21 protein-coding genes are annotated in these 17,400 nt (G+C 62.7%); 9 read left to right on the plus strand and 12 right to left on the minus strand.

Features of this window, described 5'->3' with window-relative positions:
- Positions 1-22: 22 nt before the first annotated feature.
- Positions 23-496 carry a cyclic nucleotide-binding domain-containing protein gene (locus FX984_RS22730; protein ID WP_027604267.1) on the plus strand — a complete coding sequence of 158 codons (474 nt, stop codon included), beginning with the start codon at positions 23-25 and terminating at the stop codon, positions 494-496.
- Here FX984_RS22730 and FX984_RS22735 read toward each other — a convergent pair.
- Complete coding sequence (locus FX984_RS22735; protein ID WP_027604268.1) at positions 493-771, minus strand: hypothetical protein; 279 nt, start codon at positions 769-771, stop codon at positions 493-495. The two genes, FX984_RS22730 and FX984_RS22735, sit on opposite strands and share 4 nt — an antisense overlap.
- Positions 772-849: 78 nt before the next feature.
- Here FX984_RS22735 and FX984_RS22740 point away from each other — a divergent pair, with 78 nt between their 5' ends.
- On the plus strand, positions 850-1,536 hold the full coding sequence (locus FX984_RS22740; RefSeq protein WP_065929156.1) for a spermidine synthase: 687 nt from the start codon (positions 850-852) through the stop codon (positions 1,534-1,536).
- Positions 1,537-1,578: 42 nt separating this feature from the next.
- Here the strand turns inward: FX984_RS22740 and FX984_RS22745 are convergent, their stop codons facing one another.
- Positions 1,579-2,499 carry a ParB/Srx family N-terminal domain-containing protein gene (locus tag FX984_RS22745; RefSeq protein WP_027604270.1) on the minus strand — a complete coding sequence of 307 codons (921 nt, stop codon included), beginning with the start codon at positions 2,497-2,499 and terminating at the stop codon, positions 1,579-1,581.
- A gap of 106 nt (positions 2,500-2,605) precedes the next feature.
- On the opposite strand from FX984_RS22745, the gene FX984_RS22750 reads away from it, so the two are divergent.
- From FX984_RS22750 to FX984_RS22760, 3 genes are all read left to right on the plus strand, one after another.
- Positions 2,606-2,980, plus strand: coding sequence for a YajD family HNH nuclease (locus FX984_RS22750; protein WP_003210675.1), 375 nt, complete (start codon positions 2,606-2,608; stop codon positions 2,978-2,980).
- A gap of 168 nt (positions 2,981-3,148) precedes the next feature.
- Positions 3,149-3,616, plus strand: a complete 468-nt coding sequence (locus FX984_RS22755; RefSeq protein ID WP_065938927.1) for an RNA methyltransferase — start codon at positions 3,149-3,151, stop codon at positions 3,614-3,616.
- Between the two features lie 67 nt (positions 3,617-3,683).
- Positions 3,684-4,034 (plus strand): YgaP family membrane protein, encoded by a 351-nt coding sequence (locus tag FX984_RS22760; protein WP_027604272.1) that lies wholly within the window; start codon positions 3,684-3,686, stop codon positions 4,032-4,034.
- 52 nt (positions 4,035-4,086) lie between these two features.
- On the opposite strand, the gene FX984_RS22765 is transcribed toward FX984_RS22760, so the two are convergent.
- Positions 4,087-5,307 (minus strand): hypothetical protein, encoded by a 1,221-nt coding sequence (locus FX984_RS22765; RefSeq protein ID WP_027604273.1) that lies wholly within the window; start codon positions 5,305-5,307, stop codon positions 4,087-4,089.
- Positions 5,308-5,320: 13 nt separating this feature from the next.
- Positions 5,321-5,770: a YcgN family cysteine cluster protein gene (locus FX984_RS22770; protein WP_003172524.1), complete on the minus strand. Its 450-nt coding sequence runs from the start codon at positions 5,768-5,770 to the stop codon at positions 5,321-5,323.
- Between the two features lie 153 nt (positions 5,771-5,923).
- Here FX984_RS22770 and FX984_RS22775 point away from each other — a divergent pair, with 153 nt between their 5' ends.
- Positions 5,924-6,508, plus strand: coding sequence for a nitroreductase family protein (locus tag FX984_RS22775; protein ID WP_027604274.1), 585 nt, complete (start codon positions 5,924-5,926; stop codon positions 6,506-6,508).
- Positions 6,509-6,573: 65 nt separating this feature from the next.
- On the opposite strand, the gene FX984_RS22780 is transcribed toward FX984_RS22775, so the two are convergent.
- The 5 genes from FX984_RS22780 to FX984_RS22800 all read right to left on the minus strand — a co-directional run bounded on the left by FX984_RS22780 (position 6,574) and on the right by FX984_RS22800 (position 11,231).
- Positions 6,574-7,506 carry a D-2-hydroxyacid dehydrogenase gene (locus tag FX984_RS22780; RefSeq protein WP_146475775.1) on the minus strand — a complete coding sequence of 311 codons (933 nt, stop codon included), beginning with the start codon at positions 7,504-7,506 and terminating at the stop codon, positions 6,574-6,576.
- Between the two features lie 107 nt (positions 7,507-7,613).
- Positions 7,614-7,907: a YcgL domain-containing protein gene (locus FX984_RS22785; RefSeq protein WP_154905363.1), complete on the minus strand. Its 294-nt coding sequence runs from the start codon at positions 7,905-7,907 to the stop codon at positions 7,614-7,616.
- A complete protein-coding gene (rnd, locus tag FX984_RS22790; protein WP_146475776.1) occupies positions 7,904-9,037 on the minus strand; it encodes a ribonuclease D in 1,134 nt (377 codons plus the stop codon). The genes FX984_RS22785 and rnd overlap by 4 nt, the downstream gene beginning before the upstream one ends.
- Before the next feature lie 122 nt (positions 9,038-9,159).
- Positions 9,160-9,759, minus strand: coding sequence for a class I SAM-dependent methyltransferase (locus FX984_RS22795; protein WP_065938922.1), 600 nt, complete (start codon positions 9,757-9,759; stop codon positions 9,160-9,162).
- Positions 9,760-9,860: 101 nt separating this feature from the next.
- The gene (locus tag FX984_RS22800; RefSeq protein WP_146475777.1) at positions 9,861-11,231 is read right to left on the minus strand and encodes a glutamine synthetase family protein; all 1,371 of its coding nucleotides are present in this window, start codon (positions 11,229-11,231) and stop codon (positions 9,861-9,863) included.
- 347 nt (positions 11,232-11,578) lie between these two features.
- Between FX984_RS22800 and FX984_RS22805 the strand changes: the two genes are divergently transcribed.
- On the plus strand, positions 11,579-12,352 hold the full coding sequence (locus FX984_RS22805; RefSeq protein ID WP_098480202.1) for a transporter substrate-binding domain-containing protein: 774 nt from the start codon (positions 11,579-11,581) through the stop codon (positions 12,350-12,352).
- A 50-nt stretch (positions 12,353-12,402) separates the two neighbouring features.
- Entirely contained in the window at positions 12,403-13,242 is an 840-nt protein-coding gene (locus FX984_RS22810) for a cache domain-containing protein (protein WP_092356617.1), read from the plus strand.
- Between the two features lie 69 nt (positions 13,243-13,311).
- Here the strand turns inward: FX984_RS22810 and FX984_RS22815 are convergent, their stop codons facing one another.
- The gene (locus FX984_RS22815; RefSeq protein ID WP_146475778.1) at positions 13,312-14,829 is read right to left on the minus strand and encodes an MDR family MFS transporter; all 1,518 of its coding nucleotides are present in this window, start codon (positions 14,827-14,829) and stop codon (positions 13,312-13,314) included.
- Positions 14,830-14,895: 66 nt separating this feature from the next.
- A complete protein-coding gene (gene pobA, locus FX984_RS22820) occupies positions 14,896-16,080 on the minus strand; it encodes a 4-hydroxybenzoate 3-monooxygenase (protein ID WP_175472305.1) in 1,185 nt (394 codons plus the stop codon).
- A 189-nt stretch (positions 16,081-16,269) separates the two neighbouring features.
- Here pobA and FX984_RS22825 point away from each other — a divergent pair, with 189 nt between their 5' ends.
- Positions 16,270-17,148 carry a helix-turn-helix domain-containing protein gene (locus FX984_RS22825; RefSeq protein WP_027604284.1) on the plus strand — a complete coding sequence of 293 codons (879 nt, stop codon included), beginning with the start codon at positions 16,270-16,272 and terminating at the stop codon, positions 17,146-17,148.
- Here the strand turns inward: FX984_RS22825 and FX984_RS32515 are convergent.
- On the minus strand, positions 17,141-17,317 hold the full coding sequence (locus FX984_RS32515) for a hypothetical protein (RefSeq protein WP_162844255.1): 177 nt from the start codon (positions 17,315-17,317) through the stop codon (positions 17,141-17,143). The genes FX984_RS22825 and FX984_RS32515 overlap by 8 nt on opposite strands.
- Positions 17,318-17,400: the final 83 nt, after the last annotated feature.

Raw genomic sequence — 17,400 nt, forward strand, 5'->3', positions numbered from 1 at the left:
TTGATGGACCAAGATTGCAGCCATGGCACTCCCGACTTTAATGAATACCGAAATCCGCGACATGCTCATGGACTGCGGCCTGTTCGACCCGTTGTTGCCGGAAGACTTCTACGTCGCCGCCGGCTACTTCAATATCAGCAGCATTGCCGAGGGCGAGGTGATTTTCCTCGAGGGCGATGCCGGCACCTTCATGTGCATCATCCACAGCGGCCAGGTGGCGGTGCAGAAAACCAACCACACCGGCCAGCGCCTGACCATTGCCACCCTGCGCAGCGGCCGGGCCTTTGGGGAGATGGCCGTGCTTGACGGCGAGCGGCGCTCCGCCAGTTGCGTGGCCGCCAGCGACTGCGTGTTGTTGAACCTGGGCAAGGACGCCCTGGAAAAGATGCTCAATGAAACGCCGCGTGTGGCGGCGAAGATCATCCGCGCAATCGCCATCGCATTGTCAAAGCGCCTGCGCATGGCCGATGGGCAATTACTCTCCCAACAGTTTTAACCGCCGGGCGTCTTCGGCTTGCTGTCGTTCTGCTGCAGGCCGGGCACCGTCTGATCCTTCGGCGGTGTTGGCAATACGATGGGCACCAACGGCGGTGAGCCGTTCGTCTTCGGCACGGCCGGCGGGGTGATCTGCGGATACAGCGTCGGCGTTGGCGTGCCCGGTGCGCCGGGGCTAGGTGCCGGCGCCACCGGTACGGTTTGCAACTCCTGAGCCTGCGCCGCACCCAATGCGAGCGCGCTCAACACAATGACCGTTAGAATGCTGCACTTCATCGATGGCTCCATGGCCTGACCGGAATGTCGTAAGGCTACTCCCAACCGCGCAAGAATGCCCTTCCCAATGAGATTTCCATGAAACGTTTCGTTCTGCTGGACACCACCCCGATCCCCGACAACGGCGGTGCCTTGTGCCTGTTCGAATACGGTGAAGACTTTGTCATCAAGATCCAGGGCGGTGACGGCGGCCAGTTGATGAACACGCGCATGCACGGTTCCGAAGACGCGCTGGCGGAAATTCCTTGCCGCAAGGTCGCGGGGCGCCCGGGCTCACGGGTATTGATCGGCGGGTTGGGCATGGGCTTCACCCTGGCCTCGGCGCTCAAGCACCTGGGCAAGAGCGCCGAAGTGGTGGTGGCGGAACTGGTGCCCGGCGTCGTGGAGTGGAACCGGGGGCCCCTGGGGGAAAAGTCCGGTCGCCCACTGCTGGACCCACGCACGGTGATCCGCATGGAAGACGTGGCCAAGGTGCTGCAGGCCGAGCCCCAGGGCTTTGACGCGATCATGCTCGACGTCGACAACGGCCCCGAAGGCCTGACGCAAAAGGCCAACAGCTGGCTCTATTCCGCCGGTGGCCTGGCTGCCTGCGCCAAGGCCCTGCGGCCCAAGGGCGTGCTGGCGGTGTGGTCCGCCAGCGCCGACAAACTGTTCAGCGACAAACTGCGCAAGGCCGGTTTCAAGGCCGAGGAAGTGCAGGTGTTTGCCCATGGCAACAAGGGCACCCGGCACACCATCTGGATTGCGGAGAAGCTCAAGGGCTGAGCACGCTTCCCAAGACGCCCTCCTCCCACATGTTGATCCCTGTCAGTCGTGGGATTTGCGGTAGTCGATCACGTACGGCACTTTTTTGTCGAAGGTCTTCTCCAGCTCATCGCGGTCCAGCCGGGTCATGCCGCCCAGTTGATGGGCGGTGAAACCGCTGTCACCCACCTGTGAGCCCGGCGCCAGGCTGACCATGCGCTTGGCGACCGCTTCGATAGCGTCCTTGTAGCCGCCTTTCTTGTTCAGGTTGTACTGGCCCAGATCAATCTGCGTGCGCAGCCAGTTACCCCAATAGAACTCCAGGAACTCCGGTGCGATCTCGCCGCCATCCGGCTTGCCATAGGCGGCCTTGCGGGTGAAATACACCAGGCTGCGGAAGGTGTCGTCCTGCAGGTTCTTGAAGCCCAGGTGCGCCGGCAGTTGTTCCGGCGGCAGGGCCTGGCCCTGGTTGTCCTTGAGCCAGACCTTGCGGGCCGCTTCCATGCGCTGCCAGAAGCTCGCCATGTTCGGGCTGTTGCTGAAGTCGTCGGTGACCTTGACCCACATCTTCAAGCGCGGGCCGCCACCGGGCACTTCCCACAAGGTGGTGAAACTGTGGTGACCGTCCGTCAGGTACAGCTGGCCGGCAGGGCCGACCACCACGGTTTTCATGTCCTCGGGATGGGTGCCCACCGGGTCCTTGCAGGTGAAGCTGTCGGGCTGGTGCAGGTCAGCCTTGTCGGGCACCTTGCCGGCCTCACCCTGGCCGTTGGTTTCGCAGTATTCATCGAAGACCTTGGCGGGTTTATCGGCGAACAGGCCCAGGCTGTAGTAGATCTGGTCGAAGCCCACCACCGCCTGGGTCGGATGCAACTGTTCAAGGGCAACCTCGATCACCTGCCCGGGCTGGGGCGTCGAGAACGCCTGGGCCTGAAGGGTAACGACACACAGCAGCAGTGCAACAGTCCATGAAAGCAGACGCATGTTTTTCAGATCCTTATGAGTAAAGTAAATCGATCCCAGCGGTCATTTGCGACGCAAGCGGCTAGAATCAACGCTATCCGTGACCACCAAACAGCCAGGAGCCATGATGAGCTCGACCAACCCGCCCTCCCACACCGCCAAGCTGGACCGCATCCTTGCCGATGCCCAGCGCGACCGGGAAATGGGCTACCGCGACAAAGCCCTGAAGATGTACCCCCACGTGTGCGGCCGCTGCGCCCGTGAGTTCGCCGGCAAGCGCTTGAGCGAACTCACCGTACACCACCGTAACCACAATCATGATGACAATCCCCAGGATGGCTCGAACTGGGAGTTGCTGTGCCTGTACTGCCACGACAACGAACACTCGCGCTACACCGACCAGCAGTACTTCGGCGAAGGCTCCACCAGCAGCCCGACGATCGCCAAGGCCACGCATAACCCGTTTGCGGCGTTGGCGGGGTTGATGAAGAAAGACGACTGAAGAGTGTCGTCGCCTGTCCTGGCCTCATCGGGAGCAAGCCCCCTCCCACATTTTGAATTGTGAACACTTTCAAATGTGGGAGGGGGCTTGCTCCCGATAGCGTTAGCCCAAGCAATACACCACCTTCAGGCCGTATAATCGCCGCTTTTCTTCAAGGCACCCTTCCCCGTGGGCAATAAACGCTACAGCTGCATCGGTCTGTATAATCCCAAATCCCCCGAAAACGTTGGCTCGGTCATGCGCGCCGCCGGCTGCTACGGCGTGGCCTCGGTGTTCTACACCGGCGTGCGCTACGAGCGCGCCCGGGACTTCATCACAGACACCAAGAAGGTCCACCACGACATTCCGCTGATCGGCATCGATGACCTGAAGAAGATCCTGCCCCTGGGCTGCATCCCGGTCGCCGTGGAGCTGGTGGACGGTGCCCGCCCGCTGCCCGAATACACTCACCCCGACCGCGCGCTGTATATCTTCGGCCCTGAAGACGGGTCGCTGGATAAAGACATCCGCGACTGGTGCGAAGACGTCGTGTACATCCCCACCACCGGCTGCATGAACCTGGCCGCCACCGTCAACGTGGTGCTCTACGACCGCATGGCCAAGGGCAACAACACCCGCTCGGGCCCCAAGTACTGATCTTTTGGGAACATCCGGCGCCTGCGCGCAGTCAGCTGCATACACTTGACCTTGTTGGAGACAGATCATGAGCGACAGCACAACCTTGCGACCTATCATCGAACACACCCCCTTCCAGAATCAGCCCACCCAGAACGTGCACGGCTGGGAGCGCATCGGCTCAGTGGCCGGTGGCGTGATGATGGTGGGCAAAGGCCTGCGCCGTGGCGGGATTTTCGGCCTGATTCAGGTGGCGATCGGCGGCGTGGCCCTGGCGCGCGGCTTTACCGGGCACAGCGCGCTTAAAGACAAGCTGGAACAGGGCCGCCAGGAAATGAACAGCGTGCGCACGAAGATCGAACGTGCCGGTGCAGAGCTGAAAAACCTGAAGACCAAGGCGGAAGTGGCGGCTGAGAAGGCGGTTAAAACCACTGGTTAGATTCAAGTGTGGGAGGGGCTTGCCCTCTCCCACTTTTTTGTATGGCGAAGACTCAGCGTAACAACTTGCTGTCGAGCACCACCGACGACTCGCCGATGATGCTCTCCGCCAACTGCACGAACTCCGCAGTGGTGATGCTGTTGGCGCGCATCACCGCCTGCGCGAGGTCATCCAGGGAGCGCTTGTTGTGAGTCTTTACGCGGATCTCGCGATCCAGCTCCTGCAACACCACCACCGCCCGTGACACCGTCGCACCGCTGACGTGGTCGCCGCGCAGGCTGGTCACGTCCTTGCCATCCCTGGCCAAGCGCGCCTGTATCGCCTGATAGCGCTCATCGGTCACCCCACCGGCACGGCGCACCAGCTCAATGGCGTAGTACTCCGCCAGCCCCTCGCTGATCCAGTCACTGGTGTCGTGGTCGTTGAAGCGGCCAATCGCCTGCACCACTTCACGGATCAACGGGCTGCTGCCGTTCTCGCTGACCAGCGGCGTGCGGCTGTTGAGGTAGATCGAGTCGCGCGCCGAGACCGCACCACGGCGCATCGGATCGCTGGCGCCCACCACCAGCAGCTTGGCCGGATGACGTGGGAACGCCGCTTCCACCTGCGGCCAGACAAAGGTCAGCAGTGTCAGCACATCCATCCGCCGCATGGCTTGCCCCTTGGGCGAGGCGATGGTCACTTCGGTCTCGCCCAGGCGCACGCGGCGGCTGCCCAGGGTGCCGGCGAGCATCCAGCCGGTGGGCCGGTCAAACAGGCGCGAGACGTTGTCGATGCGGAACTTGTTCTTGCCGATGCGCGGCCAGGCGGTTTCGATGCTTTTCCAGCCGGCCGGCAGTTCGAACACCAGGCGCGAGACCAGTTCGACACCATCCTGCTGGTCGAGGCGTGCGGGCGGCACCAGGTCTTCGCCGCGAAACAGCGCCCAGCTCGGGGTCATCCGCGCTTCATAAATACCCGGTTTGCGCGCGTGGCTCAGGCGCACCCGATAGGTCAGGCTGGCCTTGTTGGCGCTGGGTTGCCACAGGCCACGGTGGTCATTGACGCTCCACTGGCCATCGGCCTTGAAGTCGCTGTAGTCGCCGGTGCGGCCCAGGTCGAAGTTCAGGCTGCGCACCGCCGAACCCTGGGACAGGCTCACCCGCACCTCGGCCTGCTCGCTCTGGGGCAGCAGCTTGACGTGATAATCCAGGTCGACTTTCTTCGCGCACCACGCAGGCATGCTCAACGCCAGCAACACCAGGCTTGCCGCCAGCTTGGTTCCCGCCCTCATACACACTCCTTGCTCAGCCCGCGCGGAAGATCAGGTAATCCTCCCAGTCGTCCTCGGGCACGCTGCCTTCGCTGAGCATGCGCCCGGACTGGGAAATGCGTTCGTGGTGCACGGCATCGCGGTCGCCGCAGACCAGGTGGTGCCACAACGGCAGGTCCTTGCGCTCGCTGACCAGGCGGTAGCCGCAGGTGGGCGGCAGCCATTTGAACTGGTCGGCCTGGCCCGGGGTGAGCTGGATGCAGTCGGGTACCGAGGCGCGGCGGTTGGGGTAGTCGGTGCACTGGCAGGTTTTCAGGTCCAGCAGCTTGCAGGCGATGCGCGTGTAATAGACGCTGTTGTCGTCTTCATCCTCAAGCTTTTGCAGGCAGCACAGGCCACAGCCGTCGCACAACGACTCCCACTCCTCCTGGTCGAGGTGTTCAAGGGTTTTGCGTATCCAGAAAGGTTCGACTTTGGCGGCCATGGCTCTACATCGGTATCGGTAGGTGAAAAGGCCGCCAGTCTAGTGCCCAAGGCCCCTGGGGCCAAGCGCTTACGACTGTCGGTATGACAAGACTTGTCAGTCTAGCGGGGGCGCAGTAGCTTTGAGCGCCGAATTGACGATCAGGAGCTGCCCATGACACGCGTTGCCGATTACCCGATCCATACCCAGTTCACCGAACGCTGGTCGCCCCGTGCCTTTACCGGCGAGAGCATCCCGCAGGAAACCCTGCTGAGCTTCTTCGAAGCCGCACGCTGGGCACCGTCGGCCTACAACTCGCAGCCTTGGCGTTTTCTCTACGCACGCCGTGATACGCCGGACTGGGAGCGCTTCCTGGGCCTGCTGAATGAATTCAACCGTGGTTGGGCACAGCATGCGTCGGCCCTGGTGATCATTGCCTCGAAAACCGACTTCATCGCCCCCGGCGCCACGGAAGAAACCCCGGCACTGTGGCACACCTTCGACACCGGCTCGGCCTGGGGCCACCTGGCGCTGCAAGCCAGCCTCAGCGGCTGGCACACCCACGGCATGGCCGGCTTCGATCAGGAGCTGACCCGCAAGGAGCTGAAGATTCCACAGGGTTATGCGCTGCATGCCGCCGTTGCGGTGGGCAAGCTGGGCGACAAATCGACCTTGCCGGAGTACCTGCAAGGCCGTGAAGCGCCAAGCCCGCGCAAGCCGCTGAGCGAGCTGGTGTCAGAAGGTGATTTCAGCCTCTGAAACTGACGCAATCTCAAAATGTGGGAGGGGGCTTGCACCCTCCCACATTTTCTCCCAGCGCCGCCTCAGTAACCGCGCTCGAAATCCACTTCCCCACGCAAGGCTTGCTTGGCCTGGTACGCGCGCAGGTTTTCCAGGAACAACTCCACCATCATCGGCGGCGAGGTCGGCGCGGAGCTGTGCCCGGTCAACAGCAGGCCCCAGGCGGTCCAGAACGGGTGGCGCTGCGGCAACGGTTCCTGGCGGCACACGTCGATTACCGCGCCGGCCAGGTGCCCTTCCTTCAGGGCTTCGACCAGATCGGCATCCACCACCGCCACACCGCGCCCGACGTTGATGAACAAACCGGTCGGCTTGAATTGCTTGAACAGCGCGGCGTCGTACAGGTCATGGGTGTTCGGTGTATTGGGCAGCAGGTTGATCACGTAGTCCACCTCCCCCACCAACCGACCCAGTTGGTCGAGCCCGGCCACTTCGATAAACGGCGCTTGTTCCCGCGCAGTGCTGGCGATGCCGTACAGCTTGACGCCGAACGGCACGAGAAACTCGGCGACACGCTGGCCGATGTCGCCGGTACCCACGATCAACGCCTTGCGCCCCGCCAGGCTCTGGCCGGTGCGGCTGTCCCACTTGCGCTCGACCTGGCTGACCAGTCGCGCCAGTACTTCGCGCTCGTGACCCAGCATGTAGGTGAGGACAAATTCGGCCATGACCTGGCCAAAAATACCGACGGCGCGGGTCAGGCGATAGTCGCGGGGCAAGCCTTCGGCCAGCAGCGGCGTAATGCCGGCCCAGGTCGATTGCAGCCACTGCGGCTGGTGTCCCTGGCGCAACAGCGTCGCCAACAGGTCCGGCTGGCCCAGCCATACCGGGCAATCGGCGGCCAGGCGCGACAGCTCGGCCGAGTCGCCGCTGGTGAGCACCTCCAGGTCCGGCGCCGCGTCATGGAGCAATTGGGCGTAGAGCGGGTGATCCTGTTCAGCAATCAGAACACGCATGGTTCAAACCTTTCAAAAACAGTGCAGACGGCCGCCCGCTTCCCTACGGCCACCGCCCACTAATACGATTCCATTGAAACCTGTGCCCCGGGCTGGGCACTGCCCGATCACATCGGGTCGTTGCGACGCAGCAGCTCTTCGGGCAGGTGCTCGATGTACTCGTCCTCGGCCGGCGGCATTTGCAGGTGATAGCACTGCTTGTCGAGATTTTCCAGCACCACGATGATGTCTTCGCGGGACAACTTGCGCTCCGGCGTCAGCACCATGTCGAAGGCGTGGTGCGGTTTGCCGAACGCCGCCATCAAGGGCTCCGGCACGCGCTCCAGGGCGTCGCTTTTGAGCACGTAGAGGTACATGCCGTCTTTTTTCAGGCTGCGATAGATGGAGCAAATACGTTTCAAGGCTGTTCTCCGGCAGGGGCCAGGCTGTCGAGCAGCGCCTGGCCCATCAACTCGCGGCGCCAGCCACGCAGCGAGTCTGGCAATTGGTAAGGCCCATCGGGGTAGCCACTTTTAACCAGGGCTTCGAGGGTTTTCTTGCGCAGCATCAGTTCCGGCGCCATCTCCAGGCGCTCGGCGAATGTCTGGCCGAGGGCGCGCAGTTGCTTGATCAGCGTGGCGGCGTCCACCGGCAGCGGTTCGGCCACGGCCGGCGGCCATTGGTCCATGGGCACGCTGCCGGCACGCTTGATCAGGTCCAGCAGGAACTGGCCATCCTGGCGCACGGTACGCGGGTGCATGTCTTCGATCTTGCCCAGGGCGGCGAGGTTGTCCGGCTGGGATTTGGCCAGGGGCCACAGCGAGTGTTCGCGAATGATGCGGTTGCGCGGCAGGTCACGGGCGCGGGCTTGCTGCTCGCGCCAGGCGCAGAGTTCACGCAATACGGCGAGCTGGGCACGGGACAGTTTCCACGCCAGCTTGGCGTCACGGTAGACCTCGTACGGGTCGACTTCGCGGCGCAGGTTGGCAACCAGTTCGGCGCCGTCTTCCAGGACCCAGGCGTATTTATCATCCGACAAGCGCGGGCGCAGGCGAGTGTAGACCTCGGCCAGGTGCACGGCGTCTTCGGCGGCGTAGCTCACCTGGGTCTCGGACAATGGCCGCTGCAGCCAGTCCGAGCGGGTCTCGCCCTTGGGCAACTCGATATCGAGCACGGCTTGCACCAGGCGCGAGTAGCCCATGGAGAAGCCGAGGTTCAGGTAGGCGGCGGCCAATTGGGTGTCGAACAACGGCACCGGCAGGCTGCCGGTCAGGCGCAGCAACACCTCAAGGTCTTCGCTGCAGGCGTGCACCACCTTGATCACCGCCGGGTTCTCCAGCAACGCGGCCAGGGGTTGCCAGTTGTCGATGGTCAGGGGATCGATCAGGTAAGCGCGTACGCCATCACCGATCTGGATCAGCCCGGCAATGGGATAAAAGGTGTCGACCCGCATGAATTCGGTGTCGAGGGCGACGAATGGCAACTGCTGCCATTCGGCGCAATGCTGGCCGAGGCTATCGTTGTCGCAGATCCAGTGAATATCGATGGCCACACGGCTCTCCCTTGAAGAATGGCGCGCAGTATATATCGCGAACGGGGCTAGCGAGCATCCGCAGTGCACAGGCAACCATGAAAACTCAGACAGGAGATGAAGAATAGTCCGACAAGAGGGAGTTATCCTTTCTTACGAAGAACGTAGGCCCGCCACAGGCTGGAGCCGGGCATGAATTCCTGCTGACTCAAGACCTTGAACCCGGCCTGGCGAAATTCCTCTTCCACAGCGGTACGCGAGGGTACCGACACAATCACCGTGTCGCGGCTGACCCGGTGAAACTCGCGCAGCAACGCCATGCGCCCTTCGCTGCTGGGCACATGACGAAACAACTCCAGGCAGAAAATGCAATCCACCGCATTCGCCGACAAACCGATGGAAAACGCCGAGCCCTGGAAGGTCTTGACGCGCTTGAGCAATGACGGCGGATGGTGGCTACGGGCGTGGTCGAGCATGTCCTGGGAATTGTCCGAGGCCAGGATCACCCGGTTGACGTGCTCGGCCAACACCGGCCAGAAGCGCCCCGAGCCGCAGGCCAGGTCCAGGATCAGCCCCGGCTCGCCAGCGACCTTGAGCGCCTGGCGCACCAACCACTCGTCGCGCCATGACGCCAGGCGCTGGCGCAGACCGGGCGGGCGCGTGTCACCGCAGACCCTGGCGTGCTCAAGGCCACAGCGTTCGGCGTATTCGATCTCGATGGAAGAAGGAGGTTGTGGCGACATCGCAGGCTCATGTGACTGAAACGGTAGTGAACGACCTTGATTCGCAGCTTAACCCTTGCAACGTGAAAAAAAGGTCGAAGCCCTCACCACCGTAAAAACCATCACGCCTGATGCAGATACCAACGCCAGTCCTGCTCGCCCACCTCGCCCATGAACTGGCGGTATTCAGCATGTTTCACCGCCAGGTACACGCCCAGGAACTCGCTGCCGAACGCCTTTCGCGCCCAATCGGAACCTTCCAACGCGCGCAGGGTGGTGAGCCAATCGGTGGGCAGCAACGCCTTGGCCTGGGCGTAGCCGTTGCCTTCCACCGGGGCGCCGGGGTCCCGTTGTTCGCGAATGCCACGGTGGATGCCCGCCAGGATCGCGGCCGCCGCCAGGTAAGGGTTGGCATCGGCGCCGCAAATGCGGTGTTCGATATGCCGGGAATGGGCCGGACCACCCGGCACCCGCAGGCTGACGGTGCGGTTGTCCACGCCCCAGGTGGCGGCCAGCGGCGCATAGCTGTTGGTTTGGAAACGGCGATACGAGTTGGCGTTGGGGCAGAACATCAGCAGTGAATCGAGCAGGGTGCCGAGCATGCCCCCCACGGCGTGGCGCAGCAGTGGCGTGCCGTCGGCGGCTTCACTGGCGAACAGGTTATTGCCCTCCGCGTCGGCCAGGCTGACGTGCATATGCATGCCGGTGCCCGCCAGGTCATCGAACGGCTTGGCCATGAAGCACGCAGCCATGCCGTGCTTGTGCGCCACGCCCTTGACCAGGCGCTTGTAGCGCACCGCTTCGTCCATGGCTTGCAGGGCGTCGGCGCGGTGTTCCAGGGTGATTTCCACCTGGCCCGGGGCGTATTCGGAGATCGCCGTGCGCGCCGGAATGCCTTGCAGTTTGCAGGCGCTGTAAAGGTCGGCGAGGAACGGTTCGATCTGCTCCAGCTCACGCAGGCCGTAGACCTGGGTCACGCGTGGGCGCCCGCCGTCCACGTCCCGCGCCGGTTGCGGGCGGCCATTGCTGTCGCGCTTCTGGTCGAGCAAGTAGAACTCCAGCTCCGCCGCCATCACCGGGTAATAACCGTCGGCGTTCAGGCCTTCGATTACCTTGGCCAGCAAATGCCGGGGGTCGGCCACGGTGGCGGGCAGGCCTTCGGTGGGGTGCATGCTGACCTGCACCGCAGCGGTCGGGATCAGCCGCCATGGCATGCGCTGCAAACTGCCGCTGATCGGGTAGGCGCGGCAGTCGATATCGCCCACCTCCCACACCAGCCCGGAATTCTCCACATCGTCGCCATTGATGGTCAGGCCGAGGATGGTGCTGGGCAGCGGACGGCCGCTTTCATACACCGCCAGCAATTCGTCGCGGTGCAGCAACTTGCCGCGCGGCACGCCGTTGTTGTCGAGGATAAACAGCTCGAACATCTCGATATCCGGATGCTGTTCAAGGAAGGCGTGGGCTTCGTGCAGGCTGGCAAAAATACTCATGGGGGTTTCTCTTACGTTTGTTTCAGGCAGGCGCGCACAAGGGTGCGTCATCCGTGGGGTAAATCAGCGTAGGAGAAGGGAGTCTGGCGGGCGCGCGTGGCGGCAGTGGAACAGGGCCCAGAAGGCGAGCTCGGAGGGCAGTGTCGCAGGGTGAGTGTCGGAAGAGCCGCCCATGGGTGGATCACAATGATAGAGATGCCCCCAGCGTCACACGCCCGCATAGGTGTTTAAATTCAGGGTTGATGGAGTTTGGTTGCGACTTGGCTAAACATTCAACGCCTCTTGCTACCTGGCCTTGCTGCTGGAAATAATGACCGCCCCCGAGCATGCCCCAAGGACCCGACCGCATGAAAACAACGATAACCCTGTGCGTACTGGCAAGCCTGGCCACCTCCGCCCTGGCCGACACCGCCCCCTCGCGCCTTGACCAGGTGCTTGAGCGCGGCACCCTCATCGTCTGCACCACCGGCGACTACAAGCCCTACACCTCGTTGCGCGCCGATGGCGGCTATGAAGGCATCGACATTGCCATGGCCGAGTCCCTGGCCAAGAGCCTCAATGCCAGGATCCAGTGGGTGCCCACCACCTGGAAAACCCTGATGCCGGACTTCCTCGCCCAGCGCTGCGACATCGCCGTGGGCGGGATTTCGGTGTCCCTGGAACGCCAGAAAAAAGCCTTCTTCAGCCAGTCCCTCGGGGTCGACGGCAAGATCCCGCTGGTGCGTTGCGCCGACGTCAAGCGCTACCAGACCGTGGAGCAGATCAACCAGCCCCAGGTGCGCGTGATCGAACCGGCGGGCGGCACCAACGAAGTCTTCGCTCGCGCCCACCTGGGCCAGGCGCAAATCCGCCTGCACGACAACGTGACCATCTTCGACGAACTGCTGGCCGGCAAGGCCGACGTGATGATCACCGACGCCAGCGAAGCGCGTTACCAGCAGAAGCAAAAGCCCGGGTTGTGCGCGGTCAACCCGGAGCGGCAGATGCAGTACAGCGAAAAAGCCTTCCTGCTGCCCCGTGATGATGTGGCGTGGAAGAGCTATGTCGACCAGTGGTTGCACCTGAGCGTGGCCACCGGCGTCTACGACGGCATCGTCAGCCAATGGTTGGCGGCGCCCTGAGCCAGAGCCGTCTACGCTGTGCTCACATCAATAAGAACGAGGGACGGGACATGAAGGGACTGCTCCGCATCACCTGGCTGCTGCTGTTGTGTTTCAGCCAGGTACACGCCGCGACCACTCAGGACGAGGACGCCCAGGCTGCCAAGGCCCTGCTGGAAAAAGCCCTGGCCTACTACCAGAGCAACGGCGACAAGGCGCTCGCCGTGTTCAGCCGCCAAGGCGAGTTTGTCGACCATGACCGCTACGTATTCGTGGTCGACACCCAGGGCGTGCTGCTGGCCAGCGGCGGGCCCTCCTCCGCCTTGATCGGCCGGGATGTGTCCGAGGTACTCGGGCCAGAGTTGCGCCAGTCATTCAAGGACGCGCTCAAGGTGCCGGAAGGCCAGGGTATCCAACAGGCCGACTACCGCTGGCAGAACTGGAACGACGGCAAGGTCGAGCACAAGCATGTGTTTTACCAGCGCGTCGGCGAGCGCATCCTGGCCGTGGGTTATTACCTGCCCCGCGCCACCCCGGAACAGGCCCGGGCCCTGCGCAACAAGGCGGTGAACGCATTGCTGAAGGATGAAGCCGGCACACTCAAGGCCATCAACTCATTGCAGGGCGGTTTCCTGCAGGATGACCTCTATGTGTTTGTCGTGGACTTGAACACCCAGCGCTACGTGGCCCATGGCACCAACCTGCGCCTGATCAACACCGACTTCAGCAAGATCAAGGACCCCGACGGCAAGCCGGTGGGCGAGCCGATCCTCAAGCTGATGGCCGAGCAGGACCAGGGGGAATACAAGTACCGTTGGAAAAACCCGGTGACGGATAAGGTCGAGAACAAGCATGCGTATGTGCGCAAGGCCGGGCATTTCATGGTTGCGGTGGGTTACTACAGCCCCTGATCTGAACTGGAATGCATTCAAATGTGGGAGGGGGTAAGCCCCTCTCACATCAAATCTCTATTGTGTCAGTCAGCGGGTTTTGTCTTCCCGCCCGCGCAGCATGCGATTGGGCATCGCGATCGCCGCCGCCAGCCCCAGCAGCGATACCCCCGCACTCACCAGCAGCAAATGCCTGAACGTCACCCCCAGCTCCCCGCGCAGGGCATCCTGCGCCGGGCCTGGCGCGGCGTTCAGGCCATCGAGCAGCACATTGCCGGAACCGCCTTCGACCACCAGCGCACCGCTGGCCAGGTGGGCGAAGCTGGAGTCCTGCAACAACGCCAGCAGCAACGCCGACATGCACGCCACCCCCACCGCGCCGCCCAGGGAGCGGAACAGGTTGGTGGTGCTGGTAGCAACGCCGATGTCCCGTTGCTGCACCGAGTTCTGCGCCCCCACGAGGGAGGTGGGGAACTGCATGCCGGCGGCGATCCCGCACAGCAACATGAACACGCCGGTCAGCAGCATATCCTGGGGCGCACTGTAGGCCATGCCCAGGATCGCCAGCGGGCTCAACAGCGCGCCGCTGAGGATCATCGGTTTGTAACGCCCGGTCACCGAGGTCATGCGCCCGGCGCAATAGGCGCCGATGGGCAGGCCCATCGCCAGGGGCAGCAAATGCAAGGCGGCGCTGTCGGCACCGCCGCCGGTCACTGTCTGAAAGCGCAAGGGCATCAGCACCGTCAGGGAAATCGCCTGGAAGCTGGTGAAGAAAATCGTGCACCAGCACAGCACCGCACTGCGGTTGGCAAACAGGTGCATCGGCAGCAAGGGCTCGCGGGCGCGGCGCTCGTGCCAGACGAACAGGGTCAATGCCACCAGGGCACAGGCCAGCAGCCCCAGCACCTGGCTGTCACGCCAATGATGGCCCTGGCCGATTTCGGTGATGCCCAACAGCAAGGCGGTGAGGCCGATGATCATCAGTACCGTGCCGAGGTAATCGATGATCGGCTTGCGTTGCGGTGCCGGCAGCCCCACCAGGGTGCGATGGGCCACGTACCAGGCACCGGCGCCCAACGGCAGGTTGATCAGGAACACCCAACGCCAGGATAAATACTCGGTCATGTAGCCGCCCAACACCGGCCCGGCCACGCTGGCCACCGCGTACATACTGCTGAAATAGCCCTGATAGCGCCCGCGCTCACGGGGCGGGATGATGTCGCCGATGATCGCCTGGCTCACCGAGATCATCCCGCCGGCGCCGATGCCCTGCAGCACCCGCGCCAGCACCAGTTGCTCCATGCTCTGGGCCATGCCGCAGAACAACGAAGCGACGGTGAACAGGCCCATGCCGATCAGCATCATCGGCCGCCGCCCGTAGAGGTCGCCGAGCTTGCCGTAGATCGGCACCGCCACCGTCATCGCCACCATATAACCGGAGATGACCCAGGCCAGCAGGTTGACGTCGTGGAATTGCGCGGAGATGGCGGGCATGGACACGGCGACAATGGTCTGGTCCAGGGCACCGAGGAAGATCGCCATCATCAACGAGGCGAGAATACTGCGCACCACGGGGAGCGGTGGCGCGGGCTGATTGAGCTGAGTCACGGCAGAACCTTCGAGCAAGGCCCGCGGGAAAAGGCGGCCCGCGGGAATGCTCGATACGATAGCAGGCTATTCGATAGGCTCGTAAGGAAGTCCGACGTAATTTTCCGCAATGGTCTGGCGCCCGGCTTCGGAGTGGATGAAGTACTCCAGCTCGCTCTGGGCAATGCGCTGGCTGAATCCGTCGGACTCAGGGAATTGATGCAACATCGAGGTCATCCACCAGGAAAACCGTTCGGCCTTCCACACCCGGCGCAGGCAGATGGCGGAATAACGTTCCAGCAAGTCCACGCGCCCCTCGCCATACACCTTGAGCAAAATCCGGAACAAGGTGCTCACATCGCTGGCCGCCAGGTTCAAGCCCTTGGCCCCGGTGGGCGGCACGATATGGGCCGCATCGCCGAGCAGGAACAGGCGCCCGTACTGCATCGGTTCCACCACAAAACTGCGCAGGGGCGCGATGCTTTTTTCGATGGAGGGGCCGGTGACCAGTTGTTCAGCCAAGGCGCTGGGCAGGCGGGTTTTCAGTTCCGCCCAGAAACGTTCGTCCGACCATTCATCCACGGGTTCCTCGGCCGGCACTTGCAGGTAGTAGCGGCTGCGCGTCGGTGAACGCATGCTGCACAGCGCAAAGCCCCGTGGGTGCTTGGCGTACACCAGTTCCGCATGCACCGGCGGGGTGTCGGCAAGGATGCCCAGCCAACCGAAGGGGTAGACCCGCTCGAACACCTTCAGCGATTCAGCCGGGATCGACTGGCGCGCCACACCGTGGAACCCATCACAACCGGCGATGTAGTCGCACTCCAGGCGAAACGCCTGGCCCTGATGCTCGAACGTCAGCCAGGGTCGATCACTTTTAAGATCATGGGGCTGCACGTCGCGCGCTTCATACAGGGTGGTGGCGCCAGCGGCGGCGCGGGCGGCCATCAGGTCGCGGGTGACTTCGGTCTGGCCGTAGATCATCACCGATTGGCCGCCGGTCAGCGCCTTGAGGTCGATGTGGGTCAGTTGGCCGTCCAGCGCCAGCTCGAAGCCATCATGCACCAGGCCTTCGGCATCCATGCGCTGGCTCACGCCCGCCTCGCGCAGCAGGTTGACCATGCCTTGTTCCAGCACCCCGGCGCGGATGCGGCCTTGTACGTAGTCGGCACTCTGGCGCTCCAGGATCAGGGTCTGGATACCGGCGTTGTGCAACAGCTGGCCGAGCAAGAGTCCGGAGGGACCGGCGCCGATAATGGCGACTTGGGTTTTCAGGGTTTTCATTATTTTTATCGCCCGCAAGTTCCACCCGAACGGATCGAGTGAAAGAGTTGTCATTGATCTTGTGGCTGACAGTTTTCACTTGAGTGCGCAGTATAAGAAGGTGAAAACTGCGACAAAACCTGCGCTTTTTGCCAATTTGGGCGATTACCGCACCACTGTCCTGAGTATCGGATTGAAACCATGACCAACACCGCGATTCCGGTCTTCAAGCTTTACGGAGAAAGCCAGCAATGGCCGACCCCCGATTTGTTGCACTGCGAAACCATTTCCCGGCGCAGTCGGGAATACCAGTGGGAAATCCAGCCCCACCGGCACGCGGATCTGTGCCAATTGCTGTACGTGCACAAAGGCCAGGCCGAGTTGGAAATCGAAGGCCTGCGCACCACCCTCAAAGAAGCCACGCTGCAGGTATTGCCGCCGTTGTGCGTGCATGGGTTTCGCTTTGCCGAAGATGTGGAAGGCTATGTAGTCACCCTGGCGGCACCGCTGGTCAGCCACTTGCAAGCCCAACTGGGCGCAACGGCAGGCGGTTTGCAGACCCTGGGCAGCTACCCGGCGGGCAAGGACAGTGATTACCTCAACAGCCAGTTCGCCCGCCTGCAGGACGAATACGCCGACGACCAACCGGCCCGGGACATGCTGATGCATGCGCTGGTCAGTGTGCTGCTGGTGTGGATCAGCCGCCAGGCCATCCAGCGTCGCCACCCGCGCGCGCCAAGGGGCCGCGAGTATTTCCGGCGCTTTACGCAATTGGTTGAACAGCACTATCGGGAACACCCGAAGATTGAGGATCTGGCCCACAAACTGGGTATCTCGGTCTCACACCTGAATGGGACGTGTCGGGAACTGGGCGGGCAGCCTGCCTTGCAGATCATGCATGACCGTCAATTACTCGAGGCCAAACGCCTGCTGACCTATACCAGCATGACCATCAACGAAATGTCGGAAGTACTGGGTTTTTCCGACCCGACCAACTTCTCTCGGCTGTTCCGCCGACGGGTCGGGTTCTCACCCAAGGCGTTTCGCGAACAACTCAAGGCCGAACAGCCGCCTACCTGAGTGCACTGAAACTGCCGGTGTGGGGAACGCATTGGTCCTGATGGCAGCTGATCGCAAAGGTCGGCTGCATCCGGGTCTGCTCCACGCGGTAGGCGGCGGTGCCATACAGCCCGGTCGCCAGGGCGCAGAGGAAGAAAATCATCAGGTATTTGCGGGTTTTAATGCTCATGGCACAGACCTCTGAGCGGATCTACAGGGTGCTGTTTAAAGCATAGGTCAACCAGGGCGAGTTGCCATTATTGGGCGACATTC

The sequence above is a fragment of the Pseudomonas marginalis genome (assembly GCF_008692035.1).
Classification (GTDB): domain Bacteria; phylum Pseudomonadota; class Gammaproteobacteria; order Pseudomonadales; family Pseudomonadaceae; genus Aquipseudomonas; species Aquipseudomonas marginalis.